Below are 17,078 nucleotides of genomic sequence, written 5' to 3'. Positions count from 1 at the left end.
TGTCCCGTCCTACGCCACAGTATCCCCCTCACTCCCACTCAATCGTCCCTGGCGGCTTTGACGTCACGTCATACACCACCCTGTTGACGCCCTTCACCTCGTTGATGATGCGCGTGGCGGTCGCGCCCAGAAACTTCATATCGAACGGATAGAAGTCCGCGGTCATGCCGTCGGTCGAGGTCACCGCGCGCAGGCCTACGACGTAGTCGTAGGTGCGGCCGTCGCCCATGACGCCGACGGTCTTGACCGGCAAGAGCACCGCGAAGGCCTGCCAGATGGTGTCGTAGAGGCCGGCTTTGCGGATCTCGTCGATATAGACCGCGTCGGCCTGGCGCAGGATGTCGAGCTTCTCTTTCGTGATGTCGCCGGGGCAGCGGATGGCGAGGCCCGGGCCCGGGAATGGATGGCGGCCGACGAAGATTTCGGGGAGGCCGAGCTCGCGGCCAAGCGCGCGCACCTCGTCCTTGAACAGTTCGCGCAAGGGCTCGACGAGCTTCATGTGCATGCGCTCAGGAAGACCGCCGACATTGTGGTGCGACTTGATGGTCACCGATGGGCCGCCGGTGAAGGAGACGCTCTCGATCACGTCAGGGTAGAGCGTGCCTTGAGCTAAGAAGTCGGCGCCGCCGATCTTCTTGGCTTCGGCATCGAACACGTCGATGAAGAGCTTGCCGATGGTCTTGCGCTTCTGTTCGGGATCGGTGACGCCGGCGAGCTCGCCGAGGAAAAGCTTCGAGGCATCAACATGCACCAGTGGGATGTTGTAGTGATGCCGGAACAGGTCGACGACGGTCTCGGCCTCGTTCAGCCTGAGCAGGCCGTGATCGACGAACACGCAGGTGAGCTGGTCGCCGATCGCCTCATGGATCAGCACAGCGGCGACGGCAGAATCGACGCCGCCGGAGAGGCCGCAGATCACCCTGCCCTTGCCGACCTGGGCGCGGATCTTCTCGATCGCCTCCTCGCGGAAGGCACGCATGGTCCAGTCGCCGGAGAGGCCGGCGACCTTGCGGACGAAATTGCGGATCAGCCTGGCGCCATCAGGCGTGTGCACCACCTCGGGGTGGAATTGCATCGCGTAGAACTTGCGCGCATCATCGGCGATCACCGAGATCGGGGAGCCCTGCGCCTTCGCCACGCCGCGAAAGCCGTCCGGCAGCTTGGTGACGCGGTCGCCGTGGCTCATCCAGACCTCGTAGCGGCCGCCCTTCTCCCACACTCCCTCGAACAGCGCGCAATCGTCGGTGACCTCGATGGTGGCGCGGCCGAACTCGCGATGATGCCCGCCCTCGACGGTGCCGCCGAGCTGCTGCGCCATGGTCTGCTCGCCATAGCAGATGCCGAGCACGGGGACGCCGGCGTTGAGGATCGGCAACGGCACCGAGGGAGCGTTGTCGTCGAGCACCGAGGCCGGGCCGCCGGAGAGGATCACGGCCTTCGGCTTCATCTCGGAAAAGGCGGCCTCCGCCTTCTGGAACGGCACGATCTCGCAATAGACGCCGTCTTCGCGCACCCGGCGGGCGATCAGCTGGGTGACCTGGCTGCCGAAATCGACGATCAGAATCTTGTCATGCGCCGAGGCCACGTGGAGCGTCGGATCGCTGGAATCTTGTGGGGCTGTCATGACAAGGAGGTACGCGACGACAGGCCGCCCCGCAACCCTCTCCGCCGCAGTTGCCGCGCCGTCCCCGCATTTCGGGCGCAACGGGCGATCCGAGCGGCCCGCCCGATCGCGTCGGGTGCTATTGCAGAGCGTTAAACCATAGAGGTATAAAAATACCAAATAGGATGTAGAGGGACAGCACCGCAGCGGCCAGCTTGATCGCCAGATTGATCCAGAACGACACCGGATCGCTGTCGCGATAGCGCCAGACCGGATCGCCCTCGTCCGTGTTCGGCATACGGACCCGTCCGGTCGCAAGCGCGCGGACGATGGCGGCCAGGGACCAATAGACGGCTCCGACGAAGATCAGCGTGACCCCGATCGCGAGCAGCGCCAGCAGGACATGACCTCGCTCATCTATCACGCGCATTGCTCCAGAGGTCCGCCATCGAATTGCGGCCACGGACCCTACCCCATCCGCGGTCTTGCAGGGTGGGCAAAGCGCAAGCGTGCCCACCCATGGAGCTATTGCGGTCCGCCAGGACCGAACCCGGACTCCCGAGCTTGAAGGGCAAGACAATGTCGAGATTCCGGGCTCGCGCGTTCCGCGCGCCCCGGAATGACGGTGTGAGAGGATGAGTGCGCGACGGGACGACTGACCCTCGAAGCCGTCATACCCCGCGGAGGCGGGGTATTCAGTACGCCGCAGCCTCTCGGTCAATCACAAATAGCGGTGGAATACTGGGTCCCCGCCTGCGCGGCGGGGGACGACAGCGAGGGTGGATTACGGCCGCCTCTTCAGCACCGCCACGAAGAACCCATCCGTGCCGGTGCGGCGCGGGGTCATCAGCCAGCCCTCGGGCGAGGCCAGCGCGGCTTGTGCGAAATCCTCCGCCTTGTCCCACAACACGCTGGCGGTCTGCTCCGGCGGCAGACACGCGAACTCAGGATGCCGCGCGACGAAGGCACGGATCTGCTCGCCGTTCTCAGGGTTCAGCACCGAGCAGGTGATGTAGGCGATGCGGCCACCCGGCTTCACCATGGCGGACGCGCGATTCAGCACTTCGGCCTGATCCTTCAAGCGGATTTCGAGCGCGCCCGGGCGCATGCGCCATTTGGCGTCCGGGTTGCGGCGCCAGGTGCCGGTGCCCGTGCAGGGCGCGTCGATCACGACCAGATCGGCGGAGGCCTTGATGTCGGCGAGCGGCTCCTCCTCGCCTTTCGGGGAGCGGACCTCGGCATTGTGGACGCCGGCGCGCGACAGCCGCTCATGGATCGGCGCCAGCTGCCGCTTGTCCTGGTCGGTCGCGATCAGCCGGCCCTTGCCCTGCATCATCGCGGCCAGCGCCAGCGTCTTGCCGCCGGCGCCGGCGCAGAGATCGATCACCTGCTCGCCGGGTTTCGCCGCCGTGAACAGCGCCGCGAGCTGCGAGCCCTCGTCCTGCACCTCGATGTTGCCCTTGATGAAGTCCTCCTCGGCGTGAACGCCGGGATTGCGGGCGTCGGCGCCGAGCTCGATGCGCAGGCCGATCGGCGACCACGGCGTCGGTCGGGCCTTGAGATGAGCAAGAGACTTCAGCACCTTCTCGCGCCCCGCCTTCAGCGTGTTGACGCGCAGATCCAGCGGCGCCCGGCTGGCCATGGCCGCGGCCTCCGCGGCGCGGTCCTCGCCGAACACGGCGGCGAGATAGGGATCGAGCCATTCGGGATAGTCGCCCGCGACAGGCGACGGCGCGCTCTCAGGCGTGCGCGAAGCCAGCGCGTCGCGCTCCGCGTCGGTCAGCGGCGCCGGTGCAAAACGGCCGCCGTCGCACAGGGCCTCGATGGTCGGCACGTCGAGCCCGCGCTCGACCTTGAGCATGCCGAGCACGCGCGCGCGGGGACTGTCGTCCTCCATCACGTAGGCGCTGGAGGCGCGCCGGCGCAGCACGTCCCACACCAGGCCTGCGATGGCGGCCCGGTCGCCGGAGCCGGCGAAGCGGTGGCTGGTGCCCCAATCCTTCAGAGCCTTGGCCGCAGGCGCGCGCTGGGCCTCGATGGTGTCGATCAATTCGATGGCGGCGGAGAGCCGGGCTGCAGGCGTCATTCAAGGTCGTCCAGTGCTAGATCAGAAGAAGAATCTTGAGGGCGAAATACAGCCACATCGCCAGCAACACCAGGGCCGACGCAACCCAGGCCAGCGACCGCTGGCGGCCGCCGTCCTTGGTGCCGCTGACCAGCCCGGCATGGACGAAGCGGGTCACCACGAACACCCAGGACAACAGCACGATCACGAGATCGGCATGGCGCAGCGGCAGCGCCAACGCGATCAGGGCGTAGAACAGCGTCGGCAGGCCGAACTCGTCGCCGGCGTCCGCGGGCCTGGTGCGGCCCCGGGTCCAGAACAGAAGCGCGAAGGTAAGTCCGACCTCGACGAAGACGGGCAGCAGAACCATGGTGAGTGACATTGCAAATCCCCTGGGAAGGTGTGTGGCCCGGCATGCCGGGCCACCCGTGTTTGAACCGGTTCCCAAGCGACTCCCGACAAGCCTCCGCGGTTCCCGTGCTTTTTGCCTCGCGCTGAACTTTCACATCAAGTGTGGCTCAGGCCTTATCCGGCCCGACCCGGACCAGCTGCTTGCCGAAATTGGCGCCCTTCAACAGGCCCATGAAGGCGTCCGGCGCATTTTCGAGGCCTTCCGTCACGAACTCCTTATACTTGACCTTGCCGTCGCGCACCCAGCCGGACATGTCGCGCAGGAAATCGCCGTGGCGTGCGGCGAAGTCGGAGACGATGAAGCCGCGGATGGTGAGGCGCTTGGTCAGCACATTGCGCATCAAGGCGCCGGCCCATTTCGGCGCCACCGACTGGGTGTCGTTGTACTGTGCAATCAGACCGCAGACCGGAATCCGCGCGAAGGCATTGAGCAGCGGAAACACGGCGTCGAACACCGCGCCGCCGACATTTTCGAAATAGACGTCGATGCCATCCGGGCAGGCGTCCTTCAATTTCGCTGCGAGATCGGGATTGCGGTGATCGATGCAGTCATCGAAGCCGAACTCGTTTTTCACGTAGTCGCATTTGTCCTTGCCGCCGGCGATGCCGATGGCGCGTGCGCCCTTGATCTTGGCGATCTGGCCGACTGCCGAGCCGACCGCGCCGGAGGCGGCCGCGACGACCACGGTCTCGCCCGGCTTGGGCTGGCCGATGTCGAGCAGGCCGGTATAGGCCGTCATGCCGGGCATGCCGAGCACACCGACGGCGGTCGAGATCGGCGCGAGTGCGGGATCGATCTTGCGCAGGCCGGTGCCATCCGACAGCGCATGCGTCTGCCAGCCGGCGCGCGACAGCACGATGTCGCCGTGTGCGAAGTTCGGATTGTTGGAGGCGATGACCTCGCTCACGGTGCCGGCTTCCATGACGCCGCCGACCGGCACCGGCTTGGCATAGGACGCGGCATCGCTCATGCGCCCGCGCATATAGGGATCGAGCGACAGCCAGATCGTGCGCAAGAGCACCTCGCCCGCACCCGGCTCGGGCACCGCGCAGTCTTCAAGACGGAAGTCGCTGGGCTTGGGTTCGCCGACCGGACGCGATGCGAGAATGATGCGCTTGGCTTGGGCCATTGTTGTTTCCTCCGCTGGGGTTTCGTGGCGGTCACGGTAGCGAAGCGGATCCTTATTAGGAAGCCGTCATTCCGGGCGATGCGAAGCATCGAACCCGGAATCTCGAGATTCCGGGTTCACGCTTCGCGTGCCGCGGAATGACGGAGTAAATGGCGCCCCGTTCCTTACGCCCCGCCCGGATAGTTCGGGCTCTCGCGGGTGATGGTCACGTCGTGGACGTGGCTTTCGCGCAGGCCCGCGCCGGTGATGCGGACGAACTCGGCCTTCTCGTGAAACTCGTTGAGATCCTTGGCGCCGACATAGCCCATGGCGGCGCGTAAGCCCCCGGCGAGCTGATGCATCACATTGCCGACCGGGCCCTTATACGGCACCTGGCCCTCGATGCCCTCAGGCACCAGCTTCAGCGTGTCCTTGATATCCTGCTGGAAATAGCGGTCGGCCGAGCCGCGCGCCATCGCACCGACCGAGCCCATGCCGCGATAGGCCTTGTAGGAGCGGCCCTGCCACAGGAACACTTCGCCCGGCGTCTCGTCGGTGCCGGCGAGCAGCGAGCCGACCATGGCGACATCGGCACCGGCGGCGAGCGCCTTGGCGAGATCGCCGGAATATTTGATGCCGCCATCGGCGATGACCGACACGCCAGCCTTCTTCGCCGCCTCCACCGATTCCATGATCGCGGTGAGCTGCGGCACGCCGACACCGGCCACGATGCGGGTGGTGCAGATCGAGCCCGGGCCGATGCCGACCTTGACCGCGTCCGCGCCGGCATCGATCAATGCCTGCGCGCCATCGCGGGTCGCGATGTTGCCTGCGATCACCTGCACCTCGTTGGACAGCCGCTTGATGCGGTTGACCGCCTCCAGCACTCGCGAGGAGTGGCCATGGGCGGTGTCGACCACCACCAGATCGACACCGGCATCGATCAGCCGCTCGGTGCGCTCGAAACCGCCCTCGCCGACCGTCGTGGCCGCGGCCACGCGCAGGCGGCCTTGCGAATCCTTGCAGGCCAGCGGATGCGCCACCGCCTTCTCCATGTCCTTCACGGTGATCAGACCGACGCAGCGATACTGTTCGTCGACCACCAGCAACTTCTCGATGCGATGCTTGTGTAGGATCTTCTTGGCCTCGTCCTGGCCGACGCCCTCGCGCACCGTGACCAGGTTCTCATGCGTCATCAGCTCGGAGATCTTCTGGCGAGGATCGGTGGCGAAACGGACGTCGCGATTGGTGAGGATGCCGACCAGCTTGCCGGGGATGCCCTTGCCGCCGCCGACCACCACGGGAATGCCGGAGAAGCCGTGGTCGTTCATCAGCGCCATCGCATCGGCGAGGGTCGCGTCCGGGCCGATGGTGAGCGGGTTCACCACCATGCCGGATTCGAACTTCTTGACCTGCCGCACCTGCGCAGCCTGGCCTTCGGGATCGAAATTGCGGTGGATGACGCCGACACCGCCGGCCTGCGCCATCGCGATCGCCATCTTGGCCTCGGTCACGGTATCCATGGCGGAGGCCATGATCGGAATGTTCAAAGGGATCGCCCGCGTCACGTGCGAGCGGATATCGACCTCGGAGGGAAGCACGTCCGACAGGCCCGGCTTGAGCAGCACGTCATCGAACGTAAACGCTTCGCGAAGTCCCTGGACGGTCGCCATCGTCAACTCCTTGTCTGCGGCTGATGCCGCCTGCGAATTCGGATGAGCGCCGCTACCGGCGAACCCTGCGGCCCGCCGTCGAATCGATGCCCATCAATGGGGTTGACGCGGGTCGATAGCATGGGCCTGTGACGAATCAAAGGGCCGTGCCGCCGGAATCCAGCAAATGCGGGCCGGAGACGCCGCTCGCGCCCGGCGCACTGAAATCCAGGCGTGCAGTGGAACAAAATATCACGGGACGCTTGATTCCGAGGCGGAAGTTTCAGGTCAGCCAAGGCCCGCCGCTGCTTCGCCCGCGCGAGGCCATGCCGACAGCGCAATGGTGCCCACCGCGGCACGGTGATAAGCCCGCCCTGCCCGCCGCCCCTCGTCCCCGTCAAGCCCGACCTTTGATGAATAAGCAACGCGTCATCCCGCTGATCGTCGCCGCCGCCCTGTTCATGGAAAACATGGACTCCACTGTGATCGCGACGTCGCTGCCGGCGATCGCGGCCGATATCGGCACCAGCCCGCTGACGCTCAAGCTCGCCATCACCTCCTATCTGCTCTCGCTTGCCGTCTTCATCCCGGCGAGCGGCTGGACCGCCGACCGGTTCGGCGCGCGCAAGGTCTTCAGTCTCGCGGTGGTCGTCTTCATCCTCGGCTCGATCGGCTGCGCGCTGTCGCAGTCGGTGTCGAATTTCGTGTTCGCCCGCATCCTGCAAGGCATCGGCGGGGCGATGATGACCCCGGTCGGGCGTCTTGTCCTCTTGCGTTCCGTGGACAAGAGCGCGCTGGTCGGCGCCATGGCCTGGGTCACGGTCCCCGCGCTGATCGGCCCCGTCATCGGACCGCCGCTCGGCGGCTTCATCACCACCTATTTCTCCTGGCACTGGATTTTCTTGATCAACATCCCGATCGGGCTTGCCGGCATTGCACTGGCGCTGCGCGTGATCGCCCCGATCAAGAGCGACAATCCCGAACCATTCGATCTCTACGGCATGGTGTTGGCGGGCATCGGGCTTGCCGGCATTGCATTCGGGCTCTCGGTGGCAGGCCTTAACCTGCTGCCCTGGTCGGTGGTCGCAGCCCTGATCGCAGTCGGCGCCATCTCGATGACGCTCTACGTGATGCATTCGCGCCGCACCAATTCGCCGGTGCTGGACTTCTCGATGCTGCGCCTGCCGACCCTGCGTGCCAGCCTGATCGGCGGCTTCATGTTTCGCCTCGGCATCGGCGCACTGCCGTTCCTGCTGCCGCTCCTGATGCAGATCGGCTTCGGCCTGTCTCCGTTCCAGTCGGGCCTCGTCACCTTCGGCTCGTCGGCGGGCGCAATGGGAATGAAGGCCCTGGCGGCGCGCATCATCAAGGCTTTCGGTTTCCGCCATCTGATGACGATCAATGCATTGACCTCCTCGGTTTTCCTTGCAGCCTGTGCGTTGTTCACACCGCACACACCCCTGCTCTTGATCCTGATCATCCTGGTGGTCGGCGGCTTCTTCCGTTCGCTGCAGTTCACCGCGATCAACACCGTGGCCTATGCCGAGGTCGAGACCGTACAGATGAGCCGCGCGACCACGCTGACCGCCGTCGGCCAGCAGCTCGCGCTATCGGCAGGTGTCGCGGTCGGCGCATTTTCGGTCGAAACGACGATGTGGCTGCACGACGCGAGCGAACTCAGCGCCTCGTCCTTTGCGCCGGCCTTTGTCGTGGTCGCAATCATTTCCGCGCTGTCGTCCATCCTATTCTGGCAGATGCCCGACGACGCCGGCAGCGAGATCTCGGGCCGCAAGGTCGCGGCCATCGCAAGCCGCAAGGGTGCCGAGAAGGGCGTGGAGAAAGCCGCCACCAAGTCGGCGTCCGAGACCACGCAGGATGCGCGGGATCAAAGGCTGGGATGAGGCGGACGATGGCTGCCCTGCCGTCGCCCGACAATCGATGACGCGCAACCCGCCCCGAATTGGTCTCGCGCGATTGCACTCGTTAGAAGCTGCGCCAGTTCATTCCGCGCATCGTTACTCTTCGTTCAGTTCTCCAGGTTAGAGGTATCGTGGTCGGCACAGGAAATCCGAACTCCAAATGCCGCGCGTGAAGTCCGCGAGATCAAAGCAAACTAGCGACAATCTTCGCCAAATTATTCAGGCTTCGTTGATGCTACGCGTTCGCCAGGCGCGGCCCAAATCCCGGGTCGGGCCTGTTCGCGTTATGCCAGTAAGCATCGCTTAACGGGTGATCCCCATAGTCTAAACCCTGCCGAGAACGACCGGCGGAGGGGGATAGATGACTGCCTTCTTCGATCCGCGATTTCGGGAAATGCAGAGAAACGTGTCTCCCGCAGGAACGGCAAAGAGGGTGAAGATCATGCTACGCGGCTTGCTGCTGCGCTTCGCAAGACATCGTGAGGCCAACGTCGCCATCATGTTCGCGCTCATGATGGTGCCGACCATCTATCTGTTGGGCATGGCGCTCGACTACACCCAGGCTGTGCGCAAGCAGGAGCAGCTGGACGCGGCCGCGGATGCGGCAGCAATCGCCGCCGTTCGACCGGCGATGCTGACCCAGACCAACGCCTCTGTCGTCCAGGACACAGCAGCAGCCGTGTTTGCGGCGAAGGCCAATATTCCGGGTCTGGTCTCGGTTCCGGTGCCCACGGTCACGGTCGCGGATAGCGGCCTGCAGCGCAAGATCACAATTTCCTATAACGCGCAATCCATCAATAATTTTCCGTCGTTTCTCGGCGCTCAGGCATGGGCGCTCAAAGGCTCGGCAGTGGCCATGGCCTCGAGCGCGCCCAACATGAACTTCTATTTGCTGTTGGATGTCTCGCCGTCGATGGCGATCGCAGCGACCCAGACCGATATCAACAACCTCATCACCGCAACCGCAAGTCAGCCATCTGGCTCAAAGAGTTGCGGCTTCGCCTGTCATGAGGTGCATCCGAATTCCGACAACCCCCCAGCGACCGTCGACAACCTCAGCATCGCGCGCTCGAACAACATCACGCTGCGCATCGACCTGGTGTCGAGCGCCGTCAAGCAATTGCTAGTCGGGCCGTGGTCGTGCCCCCAGACGAGTGTCACCGGTGGCGTCATGCAGTGCATGTCGGCGCTCAACAATACGACATACAAGGCGGCCATCTATACTTTCGACTACAAATTGAACACGATTCAAACGCTTACGACGCCGACGACGGCCGGCACCCAAATCTCGAACATTCAGCTTCTGACGGTCGACCACCAGAACTGCGTTATCCTCGGCAGTTGCAACACCGACTATGGAACGGACATTTCCGGCGCGCTCTCAGGCGTGAACACCATCATGCCAAACCCGGGGACCGGCACCAATCAGTCCGGCGATACGCCGCAAGAAGTGGTTTTCCTCGTCACCGACGGCGTTGAGGACAAGCTCGTCACCGGCAGTTCGAACTGCGACCCAGCTGCCACCTATCCCCTCCCGGCCGCGGGCTCGAAGTATAGATGTCAGCAGCCACTCAATACCGCGATATGCGACACCATCAAGAACAAGGGCATTCGAATCGCGATTCTCTACACTGAGTATCTCCAACTGACGGGCCAGAATTGGTACGACACCAAGATAGCGCAGTTCAACAACCCGTCTTCCTCGAAGGGCACGATCGCACAACGGTTGCAATCGTGCGCCTCGCCCGGCCTGTTCGCGGATGTTCAGACCGGCGGCGACATCTCGACCGCCCTGACCAATCTCTTCCTCAAGGTCGCGTCGAGCACGGCCAGCCTCGTGCAGTAGGATCAGCCCATGACTGAACCGGACCTCGTATCAAAGAACGGAGGCGGAAACAGCTGCGCCGCGTTCCTCAGGGACAGCAAGGGCGCCACCGCCGTCGAATTCGCCCTGGTTGCCGCGCCATTTCTGGCACTCATCATCGCGCTGTTTCAGACGTTCCTGGTCTTCTTCGCTCAGGAGCTGCTGGAGGAGGTCGTGATTCAATCCGCGCGCCTTGTCAAAACCGGACAGGTGCAGACGCAGAACATGTCTCAGACCGTATTCCAGCAGCAGGTCTGCACTAAGATCCGCATCTTCTTCAACTGCAGCGGCTTGATGGTCGACTTGCGCGTTGCCAATGCGTGGTCGACAGCTGACACCTCATTGCTCACGCCGAGCTATGACGCCCAAGGAAACGTCAACAATATGCAATTCAATCCCGGCACGGCCGGCGATATCGTCGTTCTCCGGGTGATGTACATCTGGCCGGTCATGCTGGGACCGCTCGGTTTCAACCTCTCGAACATCTCCAGCGGCAACCGGCTGATCATGGCTTCCGCCGCCTTCCAGAATGAGCCGTCCTCTTAAGGAGTTTACTATGCTCGCCGGCCTGTCATTCCGTGTGCGGGACCTGTGGACCGACGTCAGAGCGGTGGCGGCGACCGAGTTCGCGATCGTGCTGCCTTTCATGCTGTTGCTTCTCCTCGGCGGCGTCGAACTCGGGAACGGGTTGGCCGTCAACGTCAAGGTCAGCGAAACGTCGCACAGCGTCGCCGACATGATTGCCCAGAACACGCAGGTCTCCGGGACCCGGATGCAAGCCATTCTAGGAGCTGCCACGGCAATCATGGCGCCCTATCCGATTACGGACAGCAATGGCTCGCTGATTACGGTCACGGTGTCCGAAGTCTCGACCGACAGCAATGGCAATGCGACCGTGCAATGGAGCGAGTCAACCAGTTCGACGGGCGCGAGGCCTGTCAATCAGCAGATGACGCTATCGGCGTTCACCTCAGACACCACGCCGGTCAACGCCAACATCTCGCTGATCCTGGCCGAGGTCTTCTATAGCTACAAGCCCAATCTCGGTTCCGGGGTCGTGGGCAACGTGAGGCTGTCAGACAGCTATTATCTGTTTCCGCGCTGCTCGACCAACAGTCCCAGCACGTCGAGCTTTCCCTATTACGACGTCAAATACAGCAGGACGTCGACGACCACTTGCACTTGTATCCAGCATATACAGCAGAAGAGCTGCTAGCGCTACCGGTTACTGCGCCAGCCGGAATCTCCCACCTTCGACCTTGATCAGGAAGGCGGAGCGCTCGTCGTAGCCGTTGTGATCGGTCGGGCTCATGTTCGAGAGCCCGTTGTTGAGATAAACGTCCTTGCTGCGTTCGAGCGCGTCGCGCAGCGCCGCGCGAAACTCCGCGGTCCCGGGAGATGCAGCCTTGAGCGAGACGGGGATGGCCCGCTTCAACAGCGCCACAGTATCCCACAGATGCGCGGCGAAGATGTTCGGCTTACTGCCGTTCACAGCCTGGTAGGCCGAGACGAAATCTTCGGTGGCGCGCCGGAACGGGCTGTCGGCGGGAAGATCATCCGCAATCGAGAAGGCCTCGCCGGCGAACACCGCGCCCTCCACGTTGTCCTTGCCGAGGTTGATGAACTCCTGGGTGGCGACACCGTGGGTCTGGAATATCCTGCCCGCGTAGTTGCGCTCACGCAGCGCCTGCTGTGGCAGCACCGCCGGCGTGCCTGCGGACGCGATGAAGACCGCCTCCGGATTGGTCGAGATCACCTTCAGCGCCTGGCCGGTTACGCTGGTGTCGGCGCGCGCATAGACTTCATGCGTGGTGATCGTCAGTCCCAGCTCAGGCGCCAGCCGGCTGATCTCCTGGTAGTAGCCTTCGCCATAGCCGTCGGAGACGCCGATATAGCCGAGCGTCTTGATGCCGGATCGGACGATGTGCTTGAGAATGGCCTTGGCCATGAGGTCGTCGTTCGGAACCACCTTGAAGGCCCATTTGCGCTTGTCGTCCATCGGCTGCACGATCGCGGTCGATGCCGCCATCGACAACAGCGGCGTTTTGCTTTCGAGCGCGACGTCCAGCATCGGCATGGTGACGGGGGTCAGCGACGAGCCGATGAGAACGTCGACGCGGTCCTGGATGACGAGGCGCCGCGCGTTCTGAAGCCCTTTCACGCTGTCCGACTCGTCGTCGAGCACGATGTAGGTGATGGTCTCCCCTGCGATCTCCTTTGGCAGCGCAGCAACAGTCTTGAGCTGCGGCTGGCCGAGCGCCGATCCGGGCCCGGTCGCAGACACGACAATACCGACCTTGATCTCGGCTCGGGCACAGGACGCGCCAAGCGCGATTGCTGCGAGCATGCATAGTCCAGCCAGACCGAGCCTCATGGCGGTTCCTCCCCGTTCGCCTGCCGCTGTCGGCGCGTTGATGTGGCCAGCGCTTGCAAGCGGCCCAGGCTAACCGGTCCGGGCTGCTCGCGTCTGTCCCCGTGGATGGTGACATCCCGGGCTGGCCCGCGCTTCCAAGCGGCCATCGTTGCTGCTAGCCTTCGCTCAAACGATCCATTCGGGAGGAAGAGGCATGGAAGCTCGAGGAGCTTTCATCGATGCGGCCGGCGCGGTCAGCCCGGTCGTTCTCGCCATTGGGCAGAGCTCGTTTCCGCAAGTCCTGATCGAGGCGCTCGGTGCCGTGGCCAACGTCGGCCACTGCATGGTGTTCGCGTTCGACGACGAGCGCTCGGCGCGCTGGGCCCTGAGCGTCGGCAATATCGGCATCGGCCCCGACCTCGGGGCCGCCTATTCCGAGCATTTCCACGTCGCCGACCCGAACCGGGATGCGATCTTCGCCGCCAGGTCGGGCTGCCGGCACATCATGCTGCCGAGCTTCGCGCGCCGCATGTACGCGAGAGCCTATCGGAAGCTGTTCTTCGAAAGCTCCGAGATCGTCGACAAAGTGGCTTGCGCGATCTGGGCAGGGAGCGCCTGCTACTACGTCAATTTCTACCGGACCGCCCCACAAGGTTGCTTCCGCGCCGACGAGCGGCAGCGCCTCGGAACGGTTGCTCCCCTGGTCAGCGCAGCCGTGGCGCGGCATTTTCAGGCCGATGCTCCGGCGGCAGATCCGGCCCAGAAGCTGGCGGCGCTGTTTGCGGCGCATGAGCCGCTCGCCAGTCTGACTTCGCGCGAGAAGGCGGTCTGCCTGCGCATCCTGTCCGGCTACAGCTCCGAAGCCATCGCGGCCGATCTCGGCATCAGCCTGAACTCGACCTTCACCTATCGCAAGCGCGCCTATCAGAAGCTCAACATCGCCTCACAGAACGAACTGTTCGGGATCGCTCTGCGGCTGATGGCGAGCCCTCCTCCGCTCAATTGAGACATGCTGTCCCCAATCACGGGGACAGACGACGTAAGCATTGCGGCTTACCGTCACCCGGGTCAGACCGGAGGCCCGCCCGTGAGCACAGCTCCCCAGATCGATATCGACGTCGCCGCGTTCTGGGCCGACCCCTACCCTGCGCTGGCGCGGATGCGGCGGGAGGCGCCGATCGCCTTCGTGCCGCAGCTCGGCAGCACCCTGCTCTGCAGCCGCGACGACATCTTCGTCTCGGAGAAGCAGATCGACGTGTTCAGCTCGCATCAGCCGGGCGGGCTGATGAACCGGCTGATGGGCCACAACATGATGCGCAAGGACGGCGAGGCGCACATGGCCGAGCGCAAGGCGATCGCGCCGGCGGTCTCGCCCAAAGCCGTCAGGCTGCACTGGCTGCAGCAGTTCCAGGCGCACGCCGATCGCCTGATCGACGCGATGGATCCGTCTGAAGACGTCGATCTGGTGCGGGATTTCGCGATGCCGTTCTCGGCCGAGTGCCTCAAGCTGATCACCGGCCTGACCAACATGCGATTTCAGGACATGAATGCGTGGTCGCAGGCCATGATCGACGGCATTGCCAACTACACCGGCGACGGCGCGGTCGAAGCGCGCTGCCACGCCGCCACTGCCGGCATCGATGCCGCGATCGACGAGATGCTGCCGGTGCTGACCAAGACGCCGGACGCGAGCCTGCTGGGCGTCATGCTCGCCTCCGGCATGCCGATCGAGAGCGTCCGCGCCAACATCAAGCTTGCGATCAGCGGCGGCCAGAACGAGCCGCGCGATGCCATCGCAGGCACCGTCTGGGCGCTTCTCACCCACCCCGATCAGCTGGCACTGGCGCGCGAGGGGTATGTGCCCTGGATCCAGGCCTTCGAGGAATATGCCCGTTGGATCTCGCCGATCGGGATGTCGCCGCGCCGGATCGCAAAGCCCTGGATCATCCGGGATGTCGCCTTCGCGCCGGAGGAGCGCGTATTCCTGATGTTCGGCTCGGCCAACCGCGACGAGACCCACTTTGCCGATCCCGACAGGTTCGATATCCGCCGCGACACCTCCAAGAGCATCGCCTTCGGTGCCGGTCCGCACTTCTGCGCCGGCGCCTGGGCGTCACGGGCGATGATTGCTGACGTCGCGCTGCCGACCCTTTTTGCGCGGTTGAAGAACCTGCGCATCAGCGAGACCGAGCCGGTCCGCATCGGCGGCTGGGCTTTCCGCGGACTGCTGAACCTGCCGGTGACGTGGGACGCAAGCCGGAATTGAGCGGGGTTGGCACGTCACGGCGCTCGCGTTCCGTGTCCGCAAATCCCTTGCAGCTTGCGCTCGCTATGTAGACATCGGAACGTCTGGTCCAGTCACGCTGCTGCCGCACGACTCCGCTATCCAGTGCCCAAGACCAAGGTCTTCAACGGACGTTGATGCCGGCGATCGCCAATCCTGCGGCTGATCTCCTTGGGGGCGCGCACTGTCCGTTATGTTGCGTGTGGGGACGACGTGAATCATAGTAAGATCAGTTACTACGCCGAGCTGTTCATCTACCCGATCATCGTCGCCGGCCTTCTGCTCTACGATGTCGAGAGCAGCGGCTTTGCATTGCACCCGCGTTGGCTCTTCGCCGCCTTGTGTGGAGCGATGCTCTGGACGCTTGCCGAATATCTGGTGCACCGGTTCGTCTACCATGAAGTCCCTGTCCTGAAGGAGCTCCACGGCATGCACCATGCGCGGCCCTGCGACCTCGTCGGGGCGCCGATCTGGGTCAGCGTGGTTGTTTTCTTGTCATTCTTTGCCGTGGTCGCGCGCTTCGCGGACCTCGAGATTGCAGGCGGGAGCACAAGCGGCCTGATCGTCGGTTACATCTCGTATCTGCTGGTTCACGATGCCGTTCATCGCTGGCAGCTTTCGGAACATTCCTGGCTGCGGAGCTGCCGGCTCCGCCATCTCCGTCACCATCGCGACCCCATTCCCGGCAATTTCGGCGTCGTAACCGGGTTCTGGGATCACGTCTTTGGCACTGTCCTGGCGTCGGGACGCGCGCGGCCGCGCGATGCATAGGGCCGCCGCGCTTCTGACGACCTTCGCTCACCGAATTCCGTTTCGGCGCGTCCAGCGCTCGGGAGACGGGGCCAGACGCTCTCGAGCCTGATCCCCTTCTCGGGCCCTTGAGATTCGGCCTTCAGGCGCAAACGACTATATTTGCTCTCAATACCTCGCGACCAGCGGACCGCCGAACGTGTAGTTCACGCGGACGGTCCCCATGTCGACGTCCTGCTTGATGCTCTGGGTCCGATCGAACCTTCCGGATGTGTTGTAGAGGTTCGAACTGCTGCTACCCATGAAGAGATGATCGTATTCGATCGCAACCGACCAACCCGGCGCAAAGCCGAATTCAGCACCGGTCCCGACCGCACCGCCCCAACGGGTCTCGGTGGCCTGATCGAACGCAAACCCAGCCGGGAAAGCTCCGACAGGTGTTTGCACCACGCCATTGTACTTGGCGTGGGTGACGGCAGCGCCGCCCTTGAAGTACCAGAGCACATTGTTCCAGGCGTAGCCGACCTGGCCGGTGAACAGGCCGAGCGCGTCGATCTTGGTCTGGTTGGCGAACGGGAAGCCGCCAAAGGTCCCGATCGTACTCGTGTTGGAGCCTTTCAGGTTGGCCCAATCCCCTTGGGCTTCCAGGCCCAACACCCAATTGGTGATCTGCCAGCGATAGCCGATCTGGCCGCCGGCCACAGCACCTGTGGCGTCGTGGCAGCCCACGCTCGGCGCGCTGGGAATCGGGGTGCCCAGCGAATTGGTGAGATTCCAGCAGTTGCGACTGGAGGCACCGCCGCCATTGAGGCCGATATAGAAGCCGCCCCAGTTGTAGATTGGCGCGGCCACCGGCGCCTTGGTGTAGACCTTGGCAGGCAAATCAGCGGCGAACGCCGCGTTGGCAAGACCCACAACCGCGGTCATGCCAAACCCAATCACTACAACCCGGCGCATTCCTAGCTCCACCAACGTGAATAAGATAGCAACAAGCGGTAACACGTTGTGACAGAGACTTATGACGCGCGCCATACCAACGCGTGGTCAAGTTCCAATTCTGGAACATGT

The 17,078-nt window shown here is 63.9% G+C and carries 15 protein-coding genes; 7 read left to right on the top strand and 8 right to left on the bottom strand.

The features are described from left to right. Positions 1–28: 28 nt before the first annotated feature. The 6 genes from guaA to guaB form a co-directional block, all read right to left on the bottom strand. Positions 29–1,624 (bottom strand): glutamine-hydrolyzing GMP synthase, encoded by a 1,596-nt coding sequence (guaA, locus tag BRAS3843_RS13770; RefSeq protein ID WP_008969520.1) that lies wholly within the window; start codon positions 1,622–1,624, stop codon positions 29–31. Between the two features lie 118 nt (positions 1,625–1,742). After that, a complete protein-coding gene (locus BRAS3843_RS13765; RefSeq protein WP_008969519.1) occupies positions 1,743–2,027 on the bottom strand; it encodes a hypothetical protein in 285 nt (94 codons plus the stop codon). A gap of 360 nt (positions 2,028–2,387) precedes the next feature. Beyond that, a complete protein-coding gene (locus BRAS3843_RS13760) occupies positions 2,388–3,689 on the bottom strand; it encodes an RsmB/NOP family class I SAM-dependent RNA methyltransferase (RefSeq protein WP_008969518.1) in 1,302 nt (433 codons plus the stop codon). A 16-nt stretch (positions 3,690–3,705) separates the two neighbouring features. Continuing rightward, complete coding sequence (locus BRAS3843_RS13755; RefSeq protein ID WP_008969517.1) at positions 3,706–4,050, bottom strand: MAPEG family protein; 345 nt, start codon at positions 4,048–4,050, stop codon at positions 3,706–3,708. 136 nt (positions 4,051–4,186) lie between these two features. After that, a complete protein-coding gene (locus BRAS3843_RS13750) occupies positions 4,187–5,209 on the bottom strand; it encodes an NADP-dependent oxidoreductase (protein WP_008969516.1) in 1,023 nt (340 codons plus the stop codon). A gap of 164 nt (positions 5,210–5,373) precedes the next feature. Next, positions 5,374–6,861, bottom strand: coding sequence for an IMP dehydrogenase (guaB, locus tag BRAS3843_RS13745; protein ID WP_008969515.1), 1,488 nt, complete (start codon positions 6,859–6,861; stop codon positions 5,374–5,376). A 392-nt stretch (positions 6,862–7,253) separates the two neighbouring features. On the opposite strand from guaB, the gene BRAS3843_RS13740 reads away from it, so the two are divergent. The 4 genes from BRAS3843_RS13740 (at position 7,254) to BRAS3843_RS13725 (ending at position 11,839) form a co-directional block, all read left to right on the top strand. Further along, positions 7,254–8,741 carry an MFS transporter gene (locus BRAS3843_RS13740; RefSeq protein ID WP_008969514.1) on the top strand — a complete coding sequence of 496 codons (1,488 nt, stop codon included), beginning with the start codon at positions 7,254–7,256 and terminating at the stop codon, positions 8,739–8,741. 460 nt (positions 8,742–9,201) lie between these two features. Beyond that, positions 9,202–10,605 (top strand): pilus assembly protein TadG-related protein, encoded by a 1,404-nt coding sequence (locus BRAS3843_RS13735; protein WP_008969513.1) that lies wholly within the window; start codon positions 9,202–9,204, stop codon positions 10,603–10,605. A gap of 9 nt (positions 10,606–10,614) precedes the next feature. Then, positions 10,615–11,169 carry a TadE/TadG family type IV pilus assembly protein gene (locus BRAS3843_RS13730; RefSeq protein WP_008969512.1) on the top strand — a complete coding sequence of 185 codons (555 nt, stop codon included), beginning with the start codon at positions 10,615–10,617 and terminating at the stop codon, positions 11,167–11,169. A gap of 10 nt (positions 11,170–11,179) precedes the next feature. Next, complete coding sequence (locus tag BRAS3843_RS13725; RefSeq protein ID WP_008969511.1) at positions 11,180–11,839, top strand: TadE/TadG family type IV pilus assembly protein; 660 nt, start codon at positions 11,180–11,182, stop codon at positions 11,837–11,839. Positions 11,840–11,848: 9 nt separating this feature from the next. On the opposite strand, the gene BRAS3843_RS13720 is transcribed toward BRAS3843_RS13725, so the two are convergent. Next, entirely contained in the window at positions 11,849–12,997 is a 1,149-nt protein-coding gene (locus BRAS3843_RS13720) for an ABC transporter substrate-binding protein (RefSeq protein WP_008969510.1), read from the bottom strand. Between the two features lie 193 nt (positions 12,998–13,190). Between BRAS3843_RS13720 and BRAS3843_RS13715 the strand changes: the two genes are divergently transcribed. The 3 genes from BRAS3843_RS13715 to BRAS3843_RS13705 all read left to right on the top strand — a co-directional run bounded on the left by BRAS3843_RS13715 (position 13,191) and on the right by BRAS3843_RS13705 (position 16,031). After that, on the top strand, positions 13,191–13,982 hold the full coding sequence (locus tag BRAS3843_RS13715; RefSeq protein ID WP_008969509.1) for a helix-turn-helix transcriptional regulator: 792 nt from the start codon (positions 13,191–13,193) through the stop codon (positions 13,980–13,982). Positions 13,983–14,063: 81 nt separating this feature from the next. After that, complete coding sequence (locus tag BRAS3843_RS13710; protein ID WP_008969508.1) at positions 14,064–15,242, top strand: cytochrome P450; 1,179 nt, start codon at positions 14,064–14,066, stop codon at positions 15,240–15,242. 231 nt (positions 15,243–15,473) lie between these two features. Continuing rightward, positions 15,474–16,031, top strand: a complete 558-nt coding sequence (locus BRAS3843_RS13705) for a sterol desaturase family protein (protein WP_008969507.1) — start codon at positions 15,474–15,476, stop codon at positions 16,029–16,031. 147 nt (positions 16,032–16,178) lie between these two features. Here BRAS3843_RS13705 and BRAS3843_RS13700 read toward each other — a convergent pair whose 3' ends face one another. Next, positions 16,179–16,967, bottom strand: a complete 789-nt coding sequence (locus BRAS3843_RS13700) for an outer membrane beta-barrel protein (RefSeq protein ID WP_008969506.1) — start codon at positions 16,965–16,967, stop codon at positions 16,179–16,181. Between the last annotated feature and the right edge of the window lie 111 nt (positions 16,968–17,078).

The sequence above is a fragment of the Bradyrhizobium sp. STM 3843 genome (genome assembly GCF_000239815.1).
GTDB lineage: Bacteria > Pseudomonadota > Alphaproteobacteria > Rhizobiales > Xanthobacteraceae > Bradyrhizobium.
This window is presented reverse-complemented; position numbering and strand designations above follow the sequence as displayed.

What these genes read in the sequence shown, in the direction of transcription:
- BRAS3843_RS13715 (WP_008969509.1), top strand. Translation starts at nt 13,191, where the DNA reads ATGGAAGCTCGAGGAGCTTTCATCGATGCGGCCGGCGCGGTCAGCCCG.
- BRAS3843_RS13755 (WP_008969517.1), bottom strand. Translation starts at nt 4,050, where the DNA reads ATGTCACTCACCATGGTTCTGCTGCCCGTCTTCGTCGAGGTCGGACTT.
- BRAS3843_RS13740 (WP_008969514.1), top strand. Translation starts at nt 7,254, where the DNA reads ATGAATAAGCAACGCGTCATCCCGCTGATCGTCGCCGCCGCCCTGTTC.
- BRAS3843_RS13760 (WP_008969518.1), bottom strand. Translation starts at nt 3,689, where the DNA reads ATGACGCCTGCAGCCCGGCTCTCCGCCGCCATCGAATTGATCGACACC.
- BRAS3843_RS13725 (WP_008969511.1), top strand. Translation starts at nt 11,180, where the DNA reads ATGCTCGCCGGCCTGTCATTCCGTGTGCGGGACCTGTGGACCGACGTC.
- guaB (WP_008969515.1), bottom strand. Translation starts at nt 6,861, where the DNA reads ATGGCGACCGTCCAGGGACTTCGCGAAGCGTTTACGTTCGATGACGTG.
- guaA (WP_008969520.1), bottom strand. Translation starts at nt 1,624, where the DNA reads ATGACAGCCCCACAAGATTCCAGCGATCCGACGCTCCACGTGGCCTCG.
- BRAS3843_RS13730 (WP_008969512.1), top strand. Translation starts at nt 10,615, where the DNA reads ATGACTGAACCGGACCTCGTATCAAAGAACGGAGGCGGAAACAGCTGC.
- BRAS3843_RS13700 (WP_008969506.1), bottom strand. Translation starts at nt 16,967, where the DNA reads ATGCGCCGGGTTGTAGTGATTGGGTTTGGCATGACCGCGGTTGTGGGT.
- BRAS3843_RS13735 (WP_008969513.1), top strand. Translation starts at nt 9,202, where the DNA reads ATGCTACGCGGCTTGCTGCTGCGCTTCGCAAGACATCGTGAGGCCAAC.
- BRAS3843_RS13750 (WP_008969516.1), bottom strand. Translation starts at nt 5,209, where the DNA reads ATGGCCCAAGCCAAGCGCATCATTCTCGCATCGCGTCCGGTCGGCGAA.
- BRAS3843_RS13720 (WP_008969510.1), bottom strand. Translation starts at nt 12,997, where the DNA reads ATGAGGCTCGGTCTGGCTGGACTATGCATGCTCGCAGCAATCGCGCTT.